The organism is Flavonifractor sp. An112 (assembly GCF_904377885.1).
GTDB lineage: Bacteria > Bacillota > Clostridia > Oscillospirales > Oscillospiraceae > Flavonifractor > Flavonifractor avicola.
In genome coordinates, this window is the sequence record NZ_CAJFGT010000044.1 from 1 (window position 1) to 21637 (window position 21637).

Consider the following 21637-nt stretch of genomic DNA (forward strand, 5'->3'; position numbering starts at 1 on the left):
GCCGCTTTCGTATCGTTTCCCTTTCTTGTTCTGCAATCGTACCCAAGACCTCAATCAGGATATTGTTGACCATATCGAAGACCCATTCCTGCCCTGCTGGCAGCTCCATCATTGTGGTAGGCAGGTCAATGACCTTCAAGCGAATTCCGTTGTCCTTGAAATACTGGAGCTCATTCTTGATGTCCCGCTTGTTGCGGCTCAAACGGTCAAGGGACTTCACCACCAGCGTGTCTCCCTTGCGGAGCATGGCATTTTTAAGGGCCTGATACCCAGCCCGCTCCAAACTCTTACCGCTTTCTTTGTCGGCGATTATCTCACGTTCCTGCGCCCCCAGGGCGTTAAAGGCGGCGATCTGCCGGTCAAGGTTCTGTTCCTTGCTTGATACCCTGGCATAGTAATATGTACGACTGTCCATGGTCTCCTCCTCTGTCTGTAAAAGACGTTGCGATTACGGATATGTTTATAAAGTGATTTCTGTGATTTACGGACAGTAAAAGCATGGCTTTTTCGTGTGTCCGTAAAAGTACACCTTTGCAGATACCCTTCTTGTTTCTAGCAATCGTTTGCGGAATGATTGGGTGGGTCTCTTGCGTTCATTTATAGTGCTCCTTCCAAATTTATTTGAGGTTATTATTTTTTGAACTTTTTTATTTTAATATAAAATAAAAAATAATAAATTCATTATTATTTTGAATATTTTATTTCTGTTACTTGTTGACTTTTTGCGCTTTCGCGTGGTACACTTTGGTTTACAAACAGCGGGTTGGTATATCTGACCGCTGTTGTGTAAGTGCATTTTGAAGGGAGAGTGATATGCTCATGGAGCATCCTCTAGATGAGAAAAGTGTTCCATTTCACAAACCTGTTTACCCAGGTCAGGAATTTAAAAATTATCCTGCTCTTTGTCAGTATCTTGGGATAGAGGTGAAAAAGGGCAACAATCCAAAGGAGCATCAGTTTAAGGAACTGAGGCGTCATTTTAACTTCCACAAGGCTCCAGACAGCCAGAAGTTAGTGATAGATGAAGTGTTTGATGCACCAAAGCAAAAGCCTATGCGGGCTTCTAACAGCCCAATGAAAGACGCTGACAAGGTACTTTACTCGAAGGCAAAAAATGGGGAATTTGATACCCCCCACACATATACCCATATTGCGATTGGTATTGGCCTCATTAGTCCAGAGTTTTGGAACTGCTATAGATACCCGGAATATGTAGCGGAACATTTGGGTGTCCCTCTTAAGTGTATGGAAGCAGTATCAGATGATGTTAACGGCGCCTTGAACTCCTTTATAAAGGGACTACTCCACCGTATGGAAGAAGAAAGCTTGATTTCTGTAAAAACTGGTATGTTCTCTAAGGTACATGAACGAGCTGTTGATGGGACTGAATTTTATGGGGTACGAGAGGCAACTACATCTGAAATTGATTTAAACAATAAGTGCACTGAAGTGGCCCTTGATCTTGTTAAGTGTACTAGTATTAATGAAGTTCACAAGAGAAAAAGGACACGCTGGTATTATAAAGAGCGAGGAAAGCTCTTCCAGCGCTACAGTGAAGATTTAGGTTATGACCTGGAATATGTGTACCGTGCAAGTAAAATATACGCAACTGGCGATATGGACTTATCTGGTGTTGATATTGAAGAAGTCTGTAATAAACTACGGGATATTTTCTTTGATGCTTGTTTTTCACATAAGCATCCGAGTACTCTTAGCGAGATAGATCGGGCATATCTGCTAAATTATCTTATTTTGAGGAATAGCCTCAGAAAGAAGCGAGACTTTGAACTGGCCGCATGGGAACTTTTTGGCGACAAATATACGGATACTTCTCTTGCAAGTAGGATAAAAGCCTATTGTACAAATCTTTTATTAAAAGAAGCCCCATAAATATCCCAATGATAGATGGTGGATGGCACCATCCTTACTATGAAAATTCACGCAGGAGTGAGGCACCCCTCACCCCTGCGTTTTTGATTTATGATTTCTTCGATATACTGTATACCAGAATCACCAGCATAATTACGCCCAGCAGGATTGTCGGCCATAAGACGATACAAATTGAGGCCAGCGAATACTGCTGTAAAAAGAAAAATAGCAACAGAGAAACAATGTACCAAGTCATATCAGAAAACCTCCATTTTATCTGTGTACGATACAGTAGATAAAGACCAAGAATTGCAGACCCCAAAGCAGCATCAAACCATCCATGCTCATGAGCCGACCCCCTTTCATGGAAAATGTGAGAAATATAAAAAACACCGTGCATTTGAACATTAAGGTTCAAACACACGGTGGAATAGGCAGAAAAAGAACGCGATTGAAGAATTACCTTCAATCGCGTTTTTCATTAAAATAGTCAATCAGAGAATACAAAATCCTCTTCTCTTCTTCATTCAGACCATCAAGCACAAGCGTTGTTTCAGTGGTCAACCCAAGGAGATAGTCAGATGAGACACGAAACAGCCTTGCCATATCGACCACATACTGCGTTGTCGGTGCAGACAGGCCCATTTCCCACGCATTGACCGCCGAGCGGGTTACATTTAGCTTCTTGGCAAGAGATGACTGGGAAAGCCCAGCATCTTCCCGTAAGCGTTTGATGGTGTCACCAATCATAACATCACCTCTGTTGATATTATACTTGGCTATTCTAGGCACCGAATTATCGTTATATGTATAGTTTTATTGACATTCTTTGCTTTATATAGGATAATAAGATCAACCTCAGATTGAGCAGCAAAAATGTTGGGAGGTAAAGAGAAATGGAAACAAAAGATACGGAAGTATACCAGCCAAGGCAAGAAGAGAATCCGAAGATAAACACCACAGAAAATAATGCAGCAGATGCTGCACTTGAAAATGGAGCTTGTAGTCCCAACTCAAAAAAACAACTTCCACCCAAACGATGGCTATGGCTAGCTGGTGGTATTCTTGTACTTCTTGCATTTGTGATTGGCGTAGTACAATATAATAGATTGCCAATCACGCAGTTCAAGCACGCACTCAAAAATGACAATATCGACCTCGCCGTACAAATATACCAGGACAATTCTACCGATACTGCATTTACAAATAAAGCATCTAATAACATTATGGATTATGAATCCCGTTTGGTAGACAGATACTTAGAAGGGATAATCACTTACGATGAATCTACAGGATATCTGGAAACACTTTCTGAACTACAGGATGTTTCTGAGACACGTGAGCAAATAGAGCGTATTAAAAAGTCGAGCATTTCCTATGAAAGAGCTGAACAAGCTTTTGCAAACGGGAAATTTGAGGATGCAATTCCCCTATATAAGCAGGTCATAGAGGAAGATAAGAATAATTATACGAACGCACAAGAAAAAATAGGCACGTGTATCACCGCAATCTCTGACGCTATAGTGGAAGAAACCAAGGATTCACTGGATAAGAAGGATTATGCTAAGGCATTTGAAGTAATTACTAGTATCAATCAAGAATATACCAATGACGAGATACAGCAACTCAAGAAACAGATCGTGGGCAAGGCCAATGCTGAAGTCCTTCCAATTATACAAGAAAAAATGGAGGCTAAGGACTACGCTGGTGTATGTCAGTACCTTAAATCATGGCCGGAAGAGATGCTGTCAGAAGATGTTTCTGCCTTGAGGGACAGTGCAGTTAATTTGTTCACGGAACAGGCTTACGCTGAGGCTGATGCGTATGCTCAGACAGGGGATTATTCTGGGGCCATATCATCCTTACAGACATTTATAGAAATAGTCCCATTAGAAGGAGCTCAGCAAAAGATAGATACATATCAAAAGGAGATTGACAAAAGTGAACTGACAAAATACAAGGCAAAAATAGACGTTAGCTATGATTCAATTGATAAGCAGTACACTATTGATTTGGCCGGTGATGTTTTCATTGGTTACAATCGCAATATTTTTCCTGTCCTTATTTCTTTGAACAATGACTTCTCTGGCATGGGCCTCATGGTAGGGTTTATGGACAATAATTGGATTTTTATGGATAATGTACTTTTCGACTGCGATGGTGAGCAATTTTCTTATGAACTAGATTACTTTGATGTTAGTCGTGATGTAGGCTGGGGATATATTATTGAAGTTGCCCCATTGATTCATTCTAGTAAAAATAACTTAGCTGGTTTGATTGCTGCATTACAAACAGCTCAAACTGTCACTGTTCGTTTTTCCGGCAGTGAGGGGCGCAAAGATGTGACCATTCCAAAGGCGCATTGTCAAGAAGTCCAAATGATGTGGGAAATCTCACAGATATTGACCAGAAATCCAGATTTAATTTCTATATTGGCTAATTGAACGTTTAAGATGGGTTATAGCGAACTGTAACCTAATTGATTTTGCTAACACAGGGCAGGAATCCCTAAGTAGATTCCTGCCCTGTGTTTTTGTTGAACCTTAACGTTCCACCATTATTTCTTGACAATTCAAGCAACCAACTCGCACAACTCTAGTCGCCCTCACGGAAATCCCGCAGTTTGGACAGACATATTTCCTGCTGCCGGATTTCTTTGGGGGCATTTTTTCGTTTCCTCCAATGTGGCCTCCAGTGGTAGTAGTTACCGTATAGTGTAGGTCATTGCGGGTGATCAATATGTCAGTGAGGTCATTCTCTACCACCAAATCAAGCAAATCTTCGCCGGGGCTTGTCAATGTCCAGCCATACTTGGGATCATGGTCAACCTTTAGGCCCCTTGCGGTAGCCGCATCTTTGAATCGCTTGTTGTGATATGTACCTCCCCTGCTGCAATCCTGAATACCTCTTACATAGTTGTAGTAGTGTACCATCTCATGCAGAAGCGTTGCTGCCACATCCTCGATTGGTCTTGACAGGGTACCGGCACCTATATTGATCTCATGGGAGTCCCCGCTGGCAGATATCCATGTGTCCGAGCGGGTGGTGAAATGTCCATACGCTCTTGGGGTGCTTTGTATGGTGATTGTTGGCCTTGAAAGTTGATTTTCAAAAAAACGTTCATTGAGCAGGTCAAAAATCTTGTTGAGATATCCGGCTACCCGGTTATAGCTTGTCAACTGTTTCATCATAAAATCTCCCTTTTATGCAGAGTGCTTAATCCGTCAATCTTCTGCGCTGAACATGGTGGATTCCAGCCATATCATCAGTTTGTGCAGGAGTTCTCTTTTCCTGGCCCATTCAAGGTGCTGTGCTTCAAAGCCTGTTTTAGGTATTTGCAAATGATAGTCCCGAGAATACTCCTGCAAAATAAATTCAGACAATTCCAACATTTCCAACAAAACACCCATAGTTTCAAAACTGATATGTTCCATACCATTCTCCTTTCTTAATCCAGCTGAAGCAGAAAAACATCTTATCTTCCAGAGAAATTATTGTGATTTTGAAATGTTAAAAGAATTTTCGGAGCGAAGCGGAGTAAATTCTTTTACAAAAAACGGGCTAAAGAAATTCGTAGATTCCCGCAGGGAATTACGGAATTTCTTTAGCCCAATCAATGATTTGCACAGCTATTTACATTTTTTAAACCGGATTCTCTTTTGCAGAGCAGCGATTGTGGTATTTATCGACACCCGCATAACAACAGCAAGATGTTGGCCCGGCCGCTTCCGCCAAAAGGCGGCGCGGGCCATACATCTTGCAATGCGAATGTCTGCTACACAAAAAATGTACATTTAAATTCTATAATAATATTCTTTTACTATAGAAATGAAATGTACAATTTTTATAGATTCATTAGTATGCTTTTCTGCTTGGCTATCTGTATCACCTCTTCGTCCCTCAAGCTATTCAGATATGTTTGCGTAATCCTGACATTCTCGTGCCCTAAGAGCCTGGAAATGGTATAGAGGTCTGTACCCAGCTTGATCTGCTGCTGAGCGAAGAAATGGCGGCAGGTATGGGGAGACACCCTAACCCCCTCAATCCCTGTACCGTGACGCTTGACAATATGTTCAACGGCGCTGTTGGTAAGCTGCCGCCCATGGAAAGACAGGAAGTAATAGCTGTCTGTTGCCTTCAGTGCAAAATAGCGAGCTGCCACAGTATCATAGCGCAACAGTGCCTTTTGCAGAACGGGCGTAACGGGGACTACTCTCTGCTTATGGTTCTTCCCTTTCACAACAATAAAATCATCATGAATATCGTCTTTCTGGATACAGCACAGCTCCCAGCAACGGATTCCGGTCTCAAATAGCAGCGTGAGGACAGCATTATCACGAATTGAGATAAAATCATATCCTTTGCAGCTTTGGAGCATCTGGCGTACGTCCGATGGCTTAAAGGCCATAATAATGGGACGTTCCTCCTTGCACCATTTGAAGCTTTTCTTTGTGTTGAACCCTCCATAACCTTCTTCGTAACAATACCGCAAAAAGGACTTTATAGTTTTCAGCAGACCGTTAATATAGGTGCCTTTACGCCCTGCTGCTGTCATATGCCTTGAGAACTGCTTTATTGTAGCTGGTGTAACTTCATCAATATCATCCACATTGAGGTTTTCACTGCAAAAATGCAAAAAGAGATTGAGGCCATTGCGATACCCCCGAATGGTCTTAGGGGTATACTTCCTGACCTCAATCTCTATCAGATACTCTTTTACTAATGCTTCCAGCTTCATATCATTTCCTCCTTTTGCGGCGAATTGTACGTCACAATAGAAGGAAGTACGTATGTCACAGCTTAAATCACGAAAAACACAACCCATTTTGCATTGATCAAAATAAGTTCTTGCTTATCTGTGATTTTAGCAGAAACAAACGATATTCAGCTCAAAAAGTGTGATCAGCCCTGATCCCAGTTGTGCCAGACGTTCTGAACGTCGTCGTTGTCCTCCAGCAGGTCAATGAGCTTCTCCATGTTCTTGATGTCGTCCTCATTTTCCAGCTTGACGTAGTTCTGGGGCACCATCTCCACGGCAGCCTGAACAAAGGTGTAGCCCTTCTCCTCCATGGCGGCCAGCACGGTGCCGAAGGAATCGGGGTCGGTGTACACCTCAAAGACCTCGTCCTCCACCTGCATATCGTCGGCGCCGCAGTCCAGGGCGTCCATCATGACGGTGTCCTCGTCCAGGTCCTCTTTCTCGATGATGATGACGCCCTTGCGGTCGAAGGACCAGGACACGCAGCCGGTGGCGCCCAGGCCCTTGCCGTACTTGTCCAGCAGGTGACGGACCTCGGGGGCAGTGCGGTTGCGGTTGTCGGTGAGGGCGTCCACGATGACGGCCACGCCGGAGGGGCCGTAGCCCTCATACACCACGTTCTCGTAGCTGTCGGTGTTGCCGGAGCCCAGAGCCTTATCGATGGTGCGCTTGATGTTGTCGTTGGGCATATTGGCCGCCTTGGCCTTGGCGATGACGGTGGCCAGGCGGGAGTTGTTGTTGGGGTCGCCGCTGCCGCCAGTCTTGACGGCCACGATCATCTCGCGGGCGATCTTGGTGAAGATCTGGGAGCGCTTGGCGTCGGCCGCGCCCTTGGTCTTCTGAATATTATGCCACTTGGAATGTCCTGACATTGGTACTCGTTCCCTTCTCGTCGAAAATCAGCGCATCTAGTTTATCACTTTTTCTGTGGCTTGACAAGCCCTCACAGGTAGGAAAACACCTCTTTATGGGTCTGGGTGGTGAGCACCTTCACCTTGGGGAAGCCGTCGGTCAGCCACTTGGCCAGCACGGGGACCACCACCTGCTCGGTGGGATAGTGACCGGCGTCGATGAGGTTGACCCCCAGAGCCTTGGCGTCCAGGAAGCCGTTGTACTTCACATCGGCGGTGACAAAGGTGTCGCAGCCCAGGGCCAGAGCGTCCTTGAGCATATCGGCGCAGGCGCCGCCTCCCACGGCCACCCGGCGCACCGGGCGGCGGGCATCCACAAAGCGCACCCCGTTTGCCCCCAGCGTCTCCTTCACGAAGGCGGCGAAGGCGGGGGCGTACATGGGCACTCCGGCGGTGTTGCCCACCCGGCCGATGCCGTAGGGCCGGCCGGAGGAATCCACCCCGTCCTGCTTGAGCTGCTCAATGTTGGTAAGACCCAGCTTGCGGGCCAAGGCGTCGTTGACACCCCCACACACCGCGTCCAGGTTGGTGTGGGCGCACACGGCGGCGATGTTGTGCTCCACCAGGGAGAGCAGAATACGCCCGTCAGGGGTGGCGTCGGTCACCGACTTGGCGGGGAAAAAGATCACCGGATGGTGGGACACGATGAGCTGGCACCCCAGCTGGGCGGCCTCAGCCACCACCTCTTCGGTGATGTCCAGGCTCACCAGCACCTTGTCAACGGTCCGGTCCCCCCGGCCCACCAGAAAGCCTGCGTTGTCAAAGTCCATCTGGAGGGAAAAAGGGGCCAGCCCATCCAAGTATTGATAAATCTCTCTTACGGTTGCCATGACAGCCACTCCTCTCGCAGTTCCAGCAGGCCCCGGTGGGCCCGCTCCATTTCGTCCAGACGCCCGGCGTCGGCGCTCCGGGTGGAGCGGCGCAGCCCCTCCACCGCCCGGCCGGTCTGGTCAATGAGCCGGTTTAAGTATTCGCTCCGCAGAGGGTCGGCCTCCCCCCTGCTCTGCCGGCCCGCCCACAGCTCACCGGCGGTGAGCTCCGGCATGGGTCCGGCCTTTACCTGGAAGGTCGTATAAATGGTATCCCCTTCCCGGGTCAGGATTTCCCGGGCAATGGTGTAGCCGTGCTCCTGGAGCCACAGCCGCAGCTGGGGCTGGGCGCTCATGGGCTGGAGGAGCAGCAGACAGTCCTCCCGCCACGTCCAGGGCGCGGCGGACAGGATGGCGGCGATGGTCTCGCCCCCCATGCCGGCGATGGCGATGGTGTCGGCCTCGCCGGGGCGCACCCCCGCCAGGCCGTCGCACAGCCGGAAGTCCATCTGCTCGGTCAGGCCGTATTTCTCCGCCGTGGCCCGGGCCCGGTCCAGAGGCCCCTGCCGCAGATCGCAGGCCAGGGCTTTTGTGATGATCCCCCGCTGAAGGAGCCACACCGGCAGATAGGCGTGGTCGGTGCCGATGTCGGCAAATTTGGCTCCCTGGGGCACCAGCTGGGCCACCGAGCGCAGCCGGGGAGTCAGTTCCATGGGACGCATCCCTTCACCTCCTACGAAAAAAGGAGCGGTCTGACCGCTCCTTTTTTCAGTTTATCAAAAGAGCCTCGCAGAGTTCGCGCCCGCAGGCGCGAAAAAAGTCCAAATCTGTTTTCGGCCGCGACAAGTGCGTGGACGAAAACACTGCTCAGCCCGCAAGTGTGGACTCTGTCCGCGCGCGGCGGGCTGCAGCCTTCTCGAAAAAGCGGCTTTGCCGGTTTTTCGAAGCTTTCAAAAAAGGAGCGGTCTGACCGCTCCTTTTTTACGGTTGTTACTGAGCAGCGCCCACGCTGGCGTTGATCTTGGCCAGCAGCTCGTCCACGTCCACGCCGTGGACCATGCAGGCCTCCTCCACGGTCTCGCCGCGGGAAGAGGGGCAGCCCAGGCAGTGCATACCGATGGACAGGAAGATGGGAGCGGTCTCGGGAGCGATGTCCAGGATATCGCCGATGATGGTATCTTTGGTAATCTGAGCCATAAAGGGAATACCTCCAAATTTCTAGGATATTGGTAGTATATCCGATTTTCTCCCTTTTTGCAAGAGAGACTTGCTTTTTATCCAAAAATTCTGAGAGATGGTTCGATACTCACCCGGCCTTCCCCTCATCCGTCATTTGCTCCGCAAATGCCACCTTCCCCCAGGGGAAGGCTTCCTTTATAAAAAGGCCAGGGCCTCCCGGATGTTGCGCACCTTGATGAGCTGGAGCCCATCGGGGACCTCCAGCTTGGCCCCGGTGCGCTGGGGCACCAGGCATTTGGTGAAGCCCAGTCGGTGGACCTCGCTGAGCCGCTGGCCCAGGGCGTTTACCGACCGCAGCTCACCGGTGAGGCCCACCTCCCCGATGGCGGCCAGGTCGCCGGGCACCGGCCGGTCCCGGAAGGAGGAGGCCAGAGCCACCACCATAGCCAGGTCCGCGGCGGGCTCGTCCAGGTTGAGGCCGCCGATGACGTTGATGTAGGCGTCGCAGGAGCTGACCATCAGCCCGCCCCGCTTCTCCAGCACCGCCAGCAGCAGGTTGGCCCGGTTGAAGTCGAAGCCGTTGCAGGTGCGCCGGGGCACGTTGAAGCTGGTGGGGGCCAGCAGGGCCTGGACCTCCGCCAGCACCGGCCGCACTCCCTCCATGACGCAGGTGACGCAGGTGCCGGGGGTGTCCTGGGGCCGGCCGGACAGCAGCATCTCCGAGGGGTTGGGTACCTCGGTGAGACCGGCGTCCCCCATTTCGAAGACCCCGATCTCGTTGGTGGCACCGAAGCGGTTCTTGGCCGCCCGGAGGATGCGGTAGGAGTTCTGCTGCTCCCCCTCGAAGTAGAGCACGCAGTCCACCATGTGCTCCAGCACCTTGGGTCCGGCAATGGAGCCCTCCTTGTTGACGTGGCCGATGACAAACACCGTCACCCCCCTGCCCTTGGCCAGATTCATCAGGGCCATGGTGCAGTCCTTCACCTGGCCGATGCTGCCGGGGGCGGCGGCCAGCTCCCCGTTGTACATGGTCTGGATGGAGTCCACGATGAGCACGTCGGGCTGAAGCTGAGTCACCGCCTCGGTCACGTCGTCCATGCTGGTCTCGGCCAGCAGGTAGAGCTGCTGACCGCTCACCCCCAGCCGCTCGGCCCGCAGCTTGATCTGCCGCTCGGATTCCTCGCCGGAGACGTAGAGCACCTTGGCAAACCGGCATAAATTCTGGCAGATCTGGAGCATGAGGGTGGACTTGCCGATGCCCGGGGCGCCGCCCACCAGCACCAGAGAGCCCTGAACGGCGCCGCCGCCCAGCACCCGGTCCAGCTCGTTCATGCCGGTCTGGAACCGCAGCTCCCGGGTGGTCTCCACCTCGTCCATGAGCCGGGGTTTGATGCTGCCCCGCCGCTCCCCCACCGTGGCCACGGCCGCGGAGCTCTTCCGCTTGGTCTCGGCGGGCTGCTCCACAATGGTGTTCCACGCCTTGCAGGCGGGGCACTGGCCCGCCCACTTGGGCAGCTCGTTGCCGCATTCAGTACAGTAAAACATGGTCTTTGCTTTCATGGGTGGATGATCCTCCCTTTATTCTTTGGTGTAGCCGCCCTGTACGGCGGTGTTACGATGTAAAATTGCCCTCATATTGCAGCCACGCCCCGGTGAGAGCGGCGGCCAGCTGGAGCTGATAACCCTCCGAGCGCAGCTTGCCCTCCTCCTCCGGGTTGGACAGAAAGCCGCACTCTACCAGAATGGCAGGGCGTGTAATGTGGTTCATGAGGTAGACCGTGTCCGGAATGGGCTTGGCCTGGCGCTCATTGGTTTGGTCCACCGTCTGCCGCAGCACCTCCTGGGTGTGGACGGCAAACTCCTGGCTTCCCTGGGTGGGGGCGTAAAACACCTGTGCCCCGTGGTACTTGGCGTTGGTGAACATATTCTGATGGATGCTCAGCAGCACCCCGTTTTCCGTCCCCTCCACCATCGCTACCCGGTTTTTCAGGTCAGAGACCTTCTTCTCTCTTAATGTATCCGCCGACGGGTCGTGGAGAGATATATCCTCCTGCCGCAGCACCACCGGCGATTGGCCGCACAGCCCCAGCAGCAGATCCAGCTTCTGGACGATGGCCAGATTGATCTGGCTCTCCGGTACGCCGGTCAGGGATACAGCGCCCCCGTCCTCCCCGCCGTGGCCTGCGTCCAGCACCAGAACGGGTCGTCCGCTGTCCATAGGCCCCACGGTCTGGATGGCCCCGCTCGGCCAGAACACCAGATAACCGGCGGTGGCCAGAGCCAGCACCCACAGCAGGGCCCACTGTCCGATCCGCTTCATACCGCTCCCCCCTTTTCAAGGAAGAATATGCGGCGGCGGGGCGGGATAGAAGAAACCGTCCCTGCTATTCCACCATGACAACAAGCGGCAGAACCGCTTGTCCGCCGGAACCTCGGCGGAAGCCGGCTTTGCCGGCTTGGTCATGGTGTAACAAGCGCAAGCTGCCCTTTGCGTTCAAAGGGCAGGCGCATGGAATGCGCAGCCGCATATCTGCGGCACCTGTGCTTATTCTACCATGAAGCGCCCCGCTTGTCCAAATTTCTGTTGCCTTTTTGCCGCCCAGGGACTAAGATGGAAGCAACAACCATGGAGGTGAGCCCAATGGTCATTGATAAAATGAAAAACGCGCCCCTGTATTACGGTCTGGGCCAGCGGTTCCAGCAGGCCCTGGAGTGGCTGGCCAAGGTGGACCCGGATACCCTGACCCCCGGCCAGAGAGTTGACATCGATGGCGACAACGTGTACGCCACCCGGTTTGACGTGGACACCAAGCTCCCCGCCGACTGCAAGCTGGAGTGCCACCGGGATTACGCCGATATTCAGTATGTGGTATCCGGCACCGAGGGCATGGGCTACTCCCTGCCCGACGCCCCCCTGAAGCAGCTCAGCGAGTACACCCCCGATATCCAGTTCTTCACCACCGACTGGGACACCCTCACCGTCCGGCCCGGCACCTTCTACATCGTCTGGCCCCAGGATCTCCACGCCCCCCGTGTGGCGCTGGAGTCCCCCGTGCCTGTGAAGGTCATTGTGGCCAAGGTAAAGCTCTCCTGACCGTCAAAAAAGGACCGCCCTCATCACCTGGGCGGTCTTTTTTTATGCCTCAGCTGATAAACGCCCTGGATGTGGTATGAAATTTTATGCAATATTTAATGAAATAATATTTGATTTATGCAGCGGATGGTGCTATACTCAGAGACGCGTCCAAGAGACGACGGCAAATCTGTAAAAGGGATGAAGCAAATGAAACAGAAACGGTTGAAACAGCTTGGAGCGGCACTGCTGGCCGGTTCCCTGGTGGTAAGCAGCGGCGTCAGCGCCAGTGCCTGCTGTGGTCTGTATGTAGGCAGCCAGCAGTCAGAAAACGGCTCTACCTATGTGGGCCGCTCGGAAGACATCGGCAAGCTGTACGACAAAGTGTTTGAGGTGCGCCCGGCGGCCGATCACGCCGAGGGCGAGATGTATGAAGATACATACGGCTTCTCTATGCCCTATCCCTCCCATACCTATCGCTATACTGTGCTGCGGGACTCCATCGAGCAGGGCGAGTCTGTGGTGGATGAGGACGGCAACCTGGTGCGTGAGGCCTACGGCGAGGTGGGCATGAACGAAAAGGGCGTCTCCGTCAGCGCCACCGTGTCCACTTCCTATAACGCCAATGCCAAAGCCGCCGATCCCCTGGTGGATACCGGCATCTGCGAGATCTCCCTCACCTCCGTGATCCTGATGTCGGCAGACTCCGCTCGGGACGGCGTGGAGAAGCTGGCCGCCATCATCGATACCTACGGCTCCGGCGAGTGCAACTCCTTCACCATCAGCGATGCCAACGAGGTGTGGGACTTTGAGACCCTGTCCGGCCACCAGTATGTGGCCATGAAGATGCCCGACGACAAGGTGTCCGTCAACCCTAACATGGTGGTGATGAACGAGATCGACGTCTCCGACCCCGAGAACGTGGTGGCCTCCGCCGACCTGATCTCCCTGCCTCTGGAGAACGGCTTCCTGGTGTCCTCTCAGCAGGGCAAGGTGGCCGATGACCAGATCACCAAGATCGACATCCAGAAGACCTACGGCTCCGAGGACTTCGGCAACGGCCAGTACTTCCGTTACTGGCAGGGCGTCAACTACCTGAACGAAGAGCTGTCCCAGTCCGTTTCCGTGGAGCGGGACGGTGAGGCTGCCCCCGAGGGCCCCTTCAATATGCTCTTTGAGGCCGATCATCAGCTGACCACCTACGAGGTGCTGCGGCTGCTGGCCTGCCGCGGCGAGGGTACTGAGTATGCCGCCGACAATAACCCGGAGAAGAATCCCAACGGCACCGCCATCGGCAACGAGCGCCAGGCCGAGTGCCATGTGTTCGAGATCCGCAGCGATATGCCCGAGGCTCTGGCCACCATCCAGTGGCAGACCATGTCCCGGGCTGAGTTCTCCGTCTACCTGCCCTACTACAGCAACCTGCTGACCGACACCTCCGACATCTTCCAGACCGAGTACAGCCCCAGCATCAAGGACATCGAGGAAGTGCTGGATGATGAGGACTTCCCTGCTGAGACTTCCGCCTACTGGGTATTTACCGCCATCAACGACCTGTGCGACAATGACCGGGAGCGCTATGGCGCCAACGTGAAGCTCTACTGGGAGAACTATCAGAAGGCCCTCATCGAGCAGCAGGAGGCAGTGGATGAGTCCATGACCGCCCTCTATGAGAAGAACCCGGAGCTGGCCGAGCAGGCCGCTACTGCCCTGGCCAAGGGCGTCTCCGAGGAGGCCTTCGAGAACGCCAAGATCATCCTCACCGAGCTGCGGGCCTTCATCGCCGCCGACCAGGCCGGTGAGCTGACCGAGGAGGACGTGTTTACCCCCTCTGTTCTGACCGAGAACAAAATGCCCACCTACTCCATGGATATGGCCTACAGCTTTGACGATGTGGACTCCTCCGCCTGGTACGCCGACGCGGTGTCCTATGTGGCGGAAAACGGCATCATGAACGGCGCCGGCAACGGCACCTTCGCTCCCGACACCGTGATGTCCCGTGCCATGCTGGTACAGGTACTGTACAACCTGGAGGGCAAGCCTGAGGCTGCCGACTGCACCTTCACCGACGTTGCGGCGGATGCCTGGTATGCCGATGCTGTGGCCTGGGCTGCCGACGCTGGTATCGTCACCGGTGTGTCCGACATCACCTTTGCCCCCGATCAGATGATGACCCGGGAGCAGATCGCCACCATCCTCTATCGCTATGCCGCCTACAAGAACTATGATGTGACGGCGTCCAACGATCTGAGCAGCTACACCGACGCCGGCCAGATCGGCTCCTATGCCGTTGAGGCCATGCAGTGGGCCAACGGCGCGGGCCTGATCACCGGCAGCACCGCTACCACCCTCAATCCCCTGGGCAGCGCCACCCGGGCGGAAGTGGCTACCATTCTCATGCGCTTCCTGGAGAGCGTAGGCTAATCACCCTTCCTATGACAAGAGGCCGACCCTGATGGGTCGGCCTCTTGTGTTATTACTTGGCGGTATCGAAGGCGGGGTTGGTGAAGTAGACGTTCTTCTGGTCCATCTTCTCCTTGGCCAGGCGCACCGCCTCGCCGAAGCGCTGGAAGTGGACGACCTCGCGCTCCCGCAGGAAGCGGATCACGTCGCTGACGTCGGGATCGTCGCTGAGACGCAGGATGTTGTCATAGGTGACCCGCGCCTTTTGTTCGGCAGCCATATCCTCCGTGAGGTCGGCGATCACATCCCCCTTGACGCCGATACCGGCGGCGTTCCAGGGAGCGCCGGAGGCGGCGGTGGGATAGATGCCGGTGGTGTGGTCCACAAAATAGGGGGCGAAGCCGCCCTCTCTCAGCTGCTCCTGGGTCAGTCCCCGGGTAAGCTGATGGACGATGGCACCGATCATTTCCAGGTGGCCCAGTTCTTCGGTACCGATGTCGGTGAGCAGGCCCTTCAGTTCGGGATAGGGCATGGCGTACCGCTGGGACAGATAGCGCAGAGAGGCGCCCAGCTCGCCGTCAGGTCCGCCGTACTGGCTGATGACCCAGGCGGCCAGCTTGGGGTTGGGGGTCTTGATGCGCACGGGGTATTGCAGCTTCTTCTCGTACTGGAACATTACTTGGCCCCTCCTTCCGCGGTGTAGTTCCAGGGCCAGTCGCCCTCCAGCCAGGCGGCCCAGCTGTCGGCGCTGGCGGCGGCATTCTGGGTCAGGGGGCCGTGGGCGGCCTCATACTTTTTGCGGGCCTCGGCCTCCAGGGCGGCGTACTTCCGGAAGATCTGGAAGGCCTCGGCGTCGTCCTGGTGGGTGTCCAGGTAGAGGCCCAGCTCCTGGAGCATGAACTCCAGGGCCTGGAGCTCCGCCAGCTGGGTGCCCAGCACCTTCACCGCCTCCGCCTTGATGCGGAAGGGCAGGTTCAGGCCGGGAAACAGGGTGCCGTTGGCCAGGGCCTCCTGCTGGGAGTAGCGCTTGGGGTTATTGGGCTGAAACGGCACATAGGGGACGGCCAGGGGGGCGCACTCAGGGAGCGTGCCGCAGCTGTCGTCACAGATGCCGGGATTGTTCTGAGGGTTGTTCTCGGGATACAAGGGGTGTCCCTCCTCCTATGGATTGGGACGGGACGGGAGCCCCGTCCAGAACATCCTATGCGGAGGTTGGAAAAAAGGCACCATTCAGTCAATAGAAAAAGGCCGTCCCGAACGGGACGGCCTTTGGGGTATGCAGATTAGTGCTGCTCGCCGCGCATACGGGCGAAGCAATCGCTGCAGTAAACAGGACGGTCGGACTTGGGCTCGAAGGGCACCTTGGCCTCGCCGCCGCAGGAAGCGCAGGTAGCGGTGAAGTACTCGCGGGGGCCGCGGGAGGCAGCCTTGCGGGCGTCACGGCAGGCCTTGCAGCGCTGGGGCTCGTTCTGGAAGCCGCGCTCGGCGTAGAACTCCTGCTCACCGGCGGTGAACACGAACTCCTGGCCACATTCCTTACATACCAGAGTCTTGTCTTCGTACATGATGTTACCCTCTCTTTGCTTCTTTGCCCAGGTCCGGATGATCCATGTGCTGGGTCAGTGTAATATTGCGATCAGCCTTTGCTGATGTCGCCGGAAGAAGTTTGCTGCGCCAGCTTGCGCCGGATACGCTGCACCGCGTTGTCCACCGATTTGGGGGACTTGTTTACCTCGGCTGCAATCTCGGAGTAGGACAGACCGTTCAGATACAACCGAAGTACGCTTGCCTCGAAGCCGGACAGCTGACCGATCAGCGCCTCCAGACGTTCCCGGAAGGATTCCCGGCTGAGGAAGATCTCCTCCGGGTCTGTTCCCTGTCCGTCAGGTGCGCTGAACGCCAATGGATCGCCGTTCCCACTAAAAAGAGGGGTTCCGAACGAGACGGAGTTGTTCAGCGGTATGTGCTTATCTCTTGCTGCTGCTTTGATAACGGAGAACAAACGGTTTTTGATGCACACCTCCGCATAGGTGCGGAAGGAGGCGGCCTTTTCCGGGTCATATTCCCGGATAGCGGCCAGCAGCCCCACCATTCCCTCCTGGATCAGGTCCTCGCTGTCTCCGCCGGCCAGAAAATAGGGCCGGGCGCAGATGCGGACCAGTCGGTTATAGCGCACCACCAGGTCCTCTTCGGCCTGACGATCGCCGGAAGCGGCCAGGGCACACAGGGCCTCATCACTGGGCTCCTGCGGTTGGAAATGGTCCTCTTTCATGCCGTTTCTCCTTGCACATTATAAGCGTTGATACCTGAATTTGTCAAGTGTTTGCTAGAAATATTTCAGTTTCAGCCCCGATTTTTTATGACATTTGCCAAGAGCTCTGCAACTTTCTCTGCATCCTCCTGGCTCTGGGCCTCCACCATCACCCGCACCAGGGCCTCGGTGCCGGAAGGACGGACCAAAACCCGTCCGGTGCCCGCCAGCAGCTTCTCCTGCTCTGCCACGGCGTCCATAATGGAGGGGTCGTTCATGATGGCCTGCTTGGCGGCATTGTCGGCCACCGGCACATTGATGAGAGTCTGGGGGTAGCGCTTGCAGCCCTCCACCAGCTGGGAGGCCTTCTTGCCGGAGCGGCGCAGCAGAGCCAGGAACTGCAGGGCGGTAAGCTGGCCGTCGCCGGTGGTGGCGTATTTGCGGAAGATGGTGTGGCCGGACTGCTCGCCGCCCAGGACCCAGCCTTCCTCCTCCATCTTCTCCAGCACGTTCCGGTCACCCACAGCGGTGCAGAACAGCTCCATGTTGTGCTCCCGGCAGAAGACGTGCAGGCCCAGGTTGCTCATGACGGTACCCACGATGGCGTTGCCGGGCAGTTTGCCCTGCTCCAGCAGCTCCAGGCCGCAGGCAGCGATGACCTGATCGCCGTCGATCTCCTCGCCGGTCTCGTCTACCATGAGGCAGCGGTCGGCGTCGCCGTCAAAGGCGATGCCCAGGTCGTACTTGCCGGCGGTGACCATGGCCTTCAGGCCGTCCAGATGGGTGGAACCGCAGCCGTTGTTGATGTTCACGCCATCGGGGTCGGCGTTGATGATGTCGGTGTGCAGGTCAGGGAAGGAATCGAAGAGACGGCCGGCGGTGGCGGAGGAAGCGCCGTTGGCGCAGTCCACCAGGATCTTCAGGCCGGACAGGTCGGAATCGATGGTGGATACCAGGTGATCGATGTAGTCCTGGCGCTCCTTCTGGTCGGCGTAGGTCACGCGGCCGATGTCGCCGCCGGTCTTGCGGGGCACGGGGACCTTGTTGAGGATAATGTCCTCGATCTTGCCCTCCAGCTCGTCGGGCAGCTTGAAGCCCTGGCTGTTGAAGATCTTGATGCCGTTGTGCTCAAAGGGGTTGTGGGAGGCGGAGATGACGATACCGGCGTCACAGCCGCTGTCCACCGTCACCCAGGCCACGCCGGGGGTGGGGATCACGCCCAGGTGGAGCACGTCGGCGCCGGCGGAGCACAGACCGGCCACCAGCGCACCCTCCAGCAGGTCGGAGGAGATGCGGGTGTCCTTGCCGATGGCGAACCGGGGACGCCCCTCCCCTTTCGCCTGGGCCAGCACATAGGCTGCCGCCACGCCTACATCATAGGCCAGTTCTGCGTCAAGACCGGCGTTGACCACGCCGCGAATCCCATCGGTTCCAAACAGTTTACCCATGCTAGATTACCTCTTTCTACCGAAATCATCCAAACGATATTGGAAAGTTCCTATTTGCCTTGTAGGGGCCGATACCCTCATCGGCCCGCGCCCGCACACCGGGCAGTCGTGGGTTGTCTACAAACTTATATCATCACTTTTTATATCATAGACACTAAAAGCTCAGCTGCTCCATTCCCACCCCGCCGGGGACGGCCAGGCCCAGGTGCTCATAGGCCCGCCGGGTGACGCACCTGCCTCTGGGCGTGCGGGTGAGGAAGCCCATCTGCATCAGATAAGGCTCGTATACGTCCTCCAGGGTGACAGCTTCCTCGTTGATGGTGGCCGCCAGGGTCTCCAGACCCACTGGGCCGCCGCCGTAGTGTTCAATAATACTGCTCAGCATACGCCGGTCAATGGCGTCAAGCCCCAGGTGATCCACCTCCAGGGCAGTCAGGGCCGCATCGGCTACCCCTCTGGTGATAACGCCTCCCGCTCGTACCTGGGCAAAGTCACGCACCCGGCGGAGCATCCGGTTGGCGATACGGGGGGTACCCCGGCTACGCTTGGCGATCTCCATAGCGCCGTCAGCCTCGATGGGTACATCCAAAATGCCCGCGGATCTGGTGACGATGAGAGCCAGTTCCTCCGGGGTGTATAGCTCCAGCCGCAGGGTCACACCAAACCGGTCCCGCAGAGGGGCGGACAGCTGGCCCGCCCGGGTGGTGGCTCCGATGAGGGTGAATTTGGGCAGGTCCAACCGGATAGAGTTGGCAGACGGTCCCTTGCCAATGATGATATCGATGGCAAAGTCCTCCATGGCAGGATACAGGATCTCCTCCACCGACCGGTTCAGCCGGTGGATCTCATCCACGAACAGGATGTCGTTTTCCGCCAGATTGGTAAGCAGGGCCGCCAGATCGCCGGGCTTTTCGATGGCCGGGCCGGAGGTGATGCGGATGTTGACCCCCATCTCGTTGGCAATGATGTTAGAGAGGGTGGTCTTGCCCAGACCCGGGGGGCCGTGGAGCAGCACATGGTCCAACGGCTCGTTCCGCATTTTGGCAGCCTGGATAAAGACCTCCAGGTTGCCCTTGGCCTTGGCCTGACCGATGTATTCGTTTAAGGTTTTGGGCCGCAGGGAGCCCTCGTTCTCGTCATCCCGGGTGAGGGATGTGGTCACCAGAGGCTCCTCGGTCTCAAAGCCGTCTTCAGAAAATGCAATGCTCAAAGTCTCACTTCCTTATCCACGCCACCCGTCCAGCAGCTCCTCCACTTTGTCCAGGAAGGCGCCCTCCCCCAGGGTGTTGATCTTGAACAGCATGGCCTGACTGCCGCCGGAGGTAATGGCGGACAGGAACAGATGGGGGCCGTTGCCCACCAGAGTCAGGTTCAGGCTCACCCGGTTGCCCCCCATAAAGCTGTACCGCTCATACACCCGGACGGCCACCCGGAAGGAGCCGTTGTGGTAGTCGCTGCTGTCCTCCCAACTGGCGGAGGAGCTGCCGCCCAGAATCCCGTCGTGAAGATAGTCCAGCAATGCGTCAAAGCTGCCGGTCAGATCCCGCTCCAGTTTGGCCATGGTGGTTCCTCCTTCCGGGGGATTACCCCTTCATCATTTTCTTGAGGGCCTGCTTGATGATGTCCTCCAGGCTGAGGGTGTCCACGTCGATGCCCTTGAGAGCCATGCCGATCTCGGTCTGGGAGTAGCCCAGCACCGCCAGAGCGGCGGCCGCCTCGGAGGACTTGTTCTCCGGGATCACCGTGACCCCGGTGCCGCCGTAGCTCTCACCGCTGGGGCTGATCTGGCCCTTGGCCAGCTTATCCTTCAGCTCCAGGATGATGCGCTGGGCGATCTTCTTGCCGATGCCCTGGGCCACGGTAAGGGCCTTCTCGTCCCCGGTAATGATGCTCATGGCCAGGGACTCGGGGGTGGCGGAGGACAGGATGGACAGGGCCGCCTTGGGTCCCACACCGGATACCGAGATCAACAGCTGAAAGCAATTGAGCTCGTTTTCCGTAGCGAAGCCGTACAGCTCCATGGCGTCCTCCCGGACGTTCAGGTGGGTAAATAGCTTGGCGCTCTCCCCTTTTTTCAGCCGGGCCAGGGTATTGTTGGTGGTGCGGCAGGCATAGCCCACCCCGCCGCAGTCGATGACCGCCAGATAGGGGGCGGTATGGGCTACGGTTCCTTTCACATAGTAAAACATAATCGTAAACTCCTAACGGCGTGTCTCATACCGGCCGCTGCCCGGCCGGTTGGCGTCGGGGCTCTGGAGCCGGGAGGTGTACGAGCGGGCGTGGCACAGAGCGATAGCCACCGCATCGGCGGCGTCGTCCGGCTTGGGGACAGCTTTCAGGTTCAAAAGCCGCTTTGTCATGTCCATAACCTGCCGTTTTTCCGCCTTGCCGTAGCCCACCACCGCCTGCTTCACCTGGCTGGGGGTATATTCGTAAATGGGCACCTGGTGCCGTTCCGCCGCCAGCAGCAGCACCCCCCGGGCCTGGGCCACGCCGATGCCGGTGGTGATGTTGTTGTTGAAGAAAAGCTCCTCGATAGCCATGGCCTCCGGCTTGAATTGCTCCAGCAGCAGGTCCATATCATTGGAGATCTGGAGGAGCCGGGCGGGCAGGGCCTCACCCGCCGGGGTGGTAATGGCCCCGCACTGGACCAGCCGGGCCCTCCCCCCCGCCGCCTCCACCAGGCCGAAGCCCACGATGGCGAAGCCGGGGTCGATGCCTAAAATCAGCATAGCGTCGGTTTCCTCCCTGTTTTCCATACAGAGAATATTGTATCACGGCGGCCGGATGGGCGCAAGGAGGAAATAGGCCCGCCCCGGGGCGCAAAAGGGCCTGCTGCAAAATAGCTGTTTTGCACAAACCTGTCATTGCGAGCCAGTGCGCACACTGGCGTGGCAATCCGTTTCCCCGGCAAAAGGGACGGATTCCCACGAAA

The 21637-nt window shown here is 55.6% G+C and carries 24 protein-coding genes; 4 read left to right on the top strand and 20 right to left on the bottom strand.

Translation table 11 applies throughout. The features are described from left to right. Positions 1-415, bottom strand: a 415-nt coding sequence (locus tag IHN22_RS07995; RefSeq protein ID WP_191434638.1) for a recombinase family protein, incomplete at its 3' end; no start/stop codon positions are given. 398 nt (positions 416-813) lie between these two features. On the opposite strand from IHN22_RS07995, the gene IHN22_RS08000 reads away from it, so the two are divergent. Further along, positions 814-1890 carry a hypothetical protein gene (locus IHN22_RS08000; RefSeq protein ID WP_191434640.1) on the top strand — a complete coding sequence of 359 codons (1077 nt, stop codon included), beginning with the start codon at positions 814-816 and terminating at the stop codon, positions 1888-1890. Between the two features lie 444 nt (positions 1891-2334). Here the strand turns inward: IHN22_RS08000 and IHN22_RS08005 are convergent, their stop codons facing one another. After that, positions 2335-2619, bottom strand: coding sequence for a helix-turn-helix transcriptional regulator (locus tag IHN22_RS08005; RefSeq protein WP_191434641.1), 285 nt, complete (start codon positions 2617-2619; stop codon positions 2335-2337). Positions 2620-2765: 146 nt separating this feature from the next. Between IHN22_RS08005 and IHN22_RS08010 the strand changes: the two genes are divergently transcribed. Then, positions 2766-4313, top strand: a complete 1548-nt coding sequence (locus tag IHN22_RS08010) for a hypothetical protein (protein WP_191434643.1) — start codon at positions 2766-2768, stop codon at positions 4311-4313. 99 nt (positions 4314-4412) lie between these two features. On the opposite strand, the gene IHN22_RS08015 is transcribed toward IHN22_RS08010, so the two are convergent. The 9 genes from IHN22_RS08015 to IHN22_RS08055 all read right to left on the bottom strand — a co-directional run bounded on the left by IHN22_RS08015 (position 4413) and on the right by IHN22_RS08055 (position 11847). Next, positions 4413-5057 carry a SprT-like domain-containing protein gene (locus IHN22_RS08015; RefSeq protein ID WP_300985998.1) on the bottom strand — a complete coding sequence of 215 codons (645 nt, stop codon included), beginning with the start codon at positions 5055-5057 and terminating at the stop codon, positions 4413-4415. 36 nt (positions 5058-5093) lie between these two features. Further along, positions 5094-5303, bottom strand: a complete 210-nt coding sequence (locus tag IHN22_RS08020) for a hypothetical protein (RefSeq protein ID WP_191434646.1) — start codon at positions 5301-5303, stop codon at positions 5094-5096. A gap of 410 nt (positions 5304-5713) precedes the next feature. Continuing rightward, a complete protein-coding gene (locus IHN22_RS08025) occupies positions 5714-6607 on the bottom strand; it encodes a tyrosine-type recombinase/integrase (protein ID WP_191434648.1) in 894 nt (297 codons plus the stop codon). Positions 6608-6771: 164 nt separating this feature from the next. After that, a complete protein-coding gene (locus tag IHN22_RS08030) occupies positions 6772-7500 on the bottom strand; it encodes a YebC/PmpR family DNA-binding transcriptional regulator (RefSeq protein ID WP_087269581.1) in 729 nt (242 codons plus the stop codon). A 71-nt stretch (positions 7501-7571) separates the two neighbouring features. Beyond that, the gene (locus IHN22_RS08035) at positions 7572-8369 is read right to left on the bottom strand and encodes a Nif3-like dinuclear metal center hexameric protein (RefSeq protein ID WP_087188764.1); all 798 of its coding nucleotides are present in this window, start codon (positions 8367-8369) and stop codon (positions 7572-7574) included. Then, complete coding sequence (locus IHN22_RS08040; protein WP_087188763.1) at positions 8357-9070, bottom strand: tRNA (adenine(22)-N(1))-methyltransferase; 714 nt, start codon at positions 9068-9070, stop codon at positions 8357-8359. The genes IHN22_RS08035 and IHN22_RS08040 overlap by 13 nt, the downstream gene beginning before the upstream one ends. Positions 9071-9338: 268 nt before the next feature. After that, on the bottom strand, positions 9339-9545 hold the full coding sequence (locus IHN22_RS08045; RefSeq protein WP_087188762.1) for a DUF1858 domain-containing protein: 207 nt from the start codon (positions 9543-9545) through the stop codon (positions 9339-9341). 177 nt (positions 9546-9722) lie between these two features. Then, positions 9723-11087 carry a DNA repair protein RadA gene (gene radA, locus IHN22_RS08050; protein WP_191434650.1) on the bottom strand — a complete coding sequence of 455 codons (1365 nt, stop codon included), beginning with the start codon at positions 11085-11087 and terminating at the stop codon, positions 9723-9725. Positions 11088-11139: 52 nt separating this feature from the next. Continuing rightward, positions 11140-11847 (bottom strand): N-acetylmuramoyl-L-alanine amidase, encoded by a 708-nt coding sequence (locus tag IHN22_RS08055; RefSeq protein ID WP_191434652.1) that lies wholly within the window; start codon positions 11845-11847, stop codon positions 11140-11142. A 321-nt stretch (positions 11848-12168) separates the two neighbouring features. On the opposite strand from IHN22_RS08055, the gene IHN22_RS08060 reads away from it, so the two are divergent. Both IHN22_RS08060 and IHN22_RS08065 read left to right on the top strand, forming a co-directional pair. After that, the gene (locus tag IHN22_RS08060) at positions 12169-12621 is read left to right on the top strand and encodes a YhcH/YjgK/YiaL family protein (RefSeq protein WP_242955426.1); all 453 of its coding nucleotides are present in this window, start codon (positions 12169-12171) and stop codon (positions 12619-12621) included. A gap of 189 nt (positions 12622-12810) precedes the next feature. Next, positions 12811-15024, top strand: coding sequence for a C69 family dipeptidase (locus IHN22_RS08065; protein ID WP_191434653.1), 2214 nt, complete (start codon positions 12811-12813; stop codon positions 15022-15024). A gap of 52 nt (positions 15025-15076) precedes the next feature. Here the strand turns inward: IHN22_RS08065 and IHN22_RS08070 are convergent, their stop codons facing one another. From IHN22_RS08070 to ruvC, 9 genes are all read right to left on the bottom strand, one after another. Continuing rightward, positions 15077-15679, bottom strand: a complete 603-nt coding sequence (locus tag IHN22_RS08070) for a manganese catalase family protein (RefSeq protein ID WP_191434655.1) — start codon at positions 15677-15679, stop codon at positions 15077-15079. After that, the gene (locus tag IHN22_RS08075; RefSeq protein WP_191434657.1) at positions 15679-16149 is read right to left on the bottom strand and encodes a spore coat protein CotJB; all 471 of its coding nucleotides are present in this window, start codon (positions 16147-16149) and stop codon (positions 15679-15681) included. The genes IHN22_RS08070 and IHN22_RS08075 overlap by 1 nt, the downstream gene beginning before the upstream one ends. A 137-nt stretch (positions 16150-16286) precedes the next feature. Further along, complete coding sequence (locus tag IHN22_RS08080; RefSeq protein WP_087188755.1) at positions 16287-16568, bottom strand: zinc-ribbon domain containing protein; 282 nt, start codon at positions 16566-16568, stop codon at positions 16287-16289. A 71-nt stretch (positions 16569-16639) separates the two neighbouring features. Next, a complete protein-coding gene (locus tag IHN22_RS08085) occupies positions 16640-17275 on the bottom strand; it encodes a sigma-70 family RNA polymerase sigma factor (protein WP_087188754.1) in 636 nt (211 codons plus the stop codon). Positions 17276-17346: 71 nt separating this feature from the next. Then, positions 17347-18702, bottom strand: a complete 1356-nt coding sequence (gene glmM, locus IHN22_RS08090; RefSeq protein WP_087329060.1) for a phosphoglucosamine mutase — start codon at positions 18700-18702, stop codon at positions 17347-17349. Positions 18703-18856: 154 nt separating this feature from the next. Further along, positions 18857-19912 (bottom strand): Holliday junction branch migration DNA helicase RuvB, encoded by a 1056-nt coding sequence (gene ruvB / locus IHN22_RS08095; RefSeq protein WP_191434659.1) that lies wholly within the window; start codon positions 19910-19912, stop codon positions 18857-18859. A 12-nt stretch (positions 19913-19924) separates the two neighbouring features. After that, positions 19925-20263, bottom strand: coding sequence for a DUF6054 family protein (locus tag IHN22_RS08100; RefSeq protein WP_191434660.1), 339 nt, complete (start codon positions 20261-20263; stop codon positions 19925-19927). Between the two features lie 22 nt (positions 20264-20285). Further along, on the bottom strand, positions 20286-20891 hold the full coding sequence (ruvA, locus tag IHN22_RS08105) for a Holliday junction branch migration protein RuvA (protein WP_191434662.1): 606 nt from the start codon (positions 20889-20891) through the stop codon (positions 20286-20288). Positions 20892-20903: 12 nt separating this feature from the next. Continuing rightward, positions 20904-21434, bottom strand: a complete 531-nt coding sequence (ruvC, locus tag IHN22_RS08110) for a crossover junction endodeoxyribonuclease RuvC (RefSeq protein ID WP_191434664.1) — start codon at positions 21432-21434, stop codon at positions 20904-20906. Positions 21435-21637 lie beyond the last annotated feature (203 nt).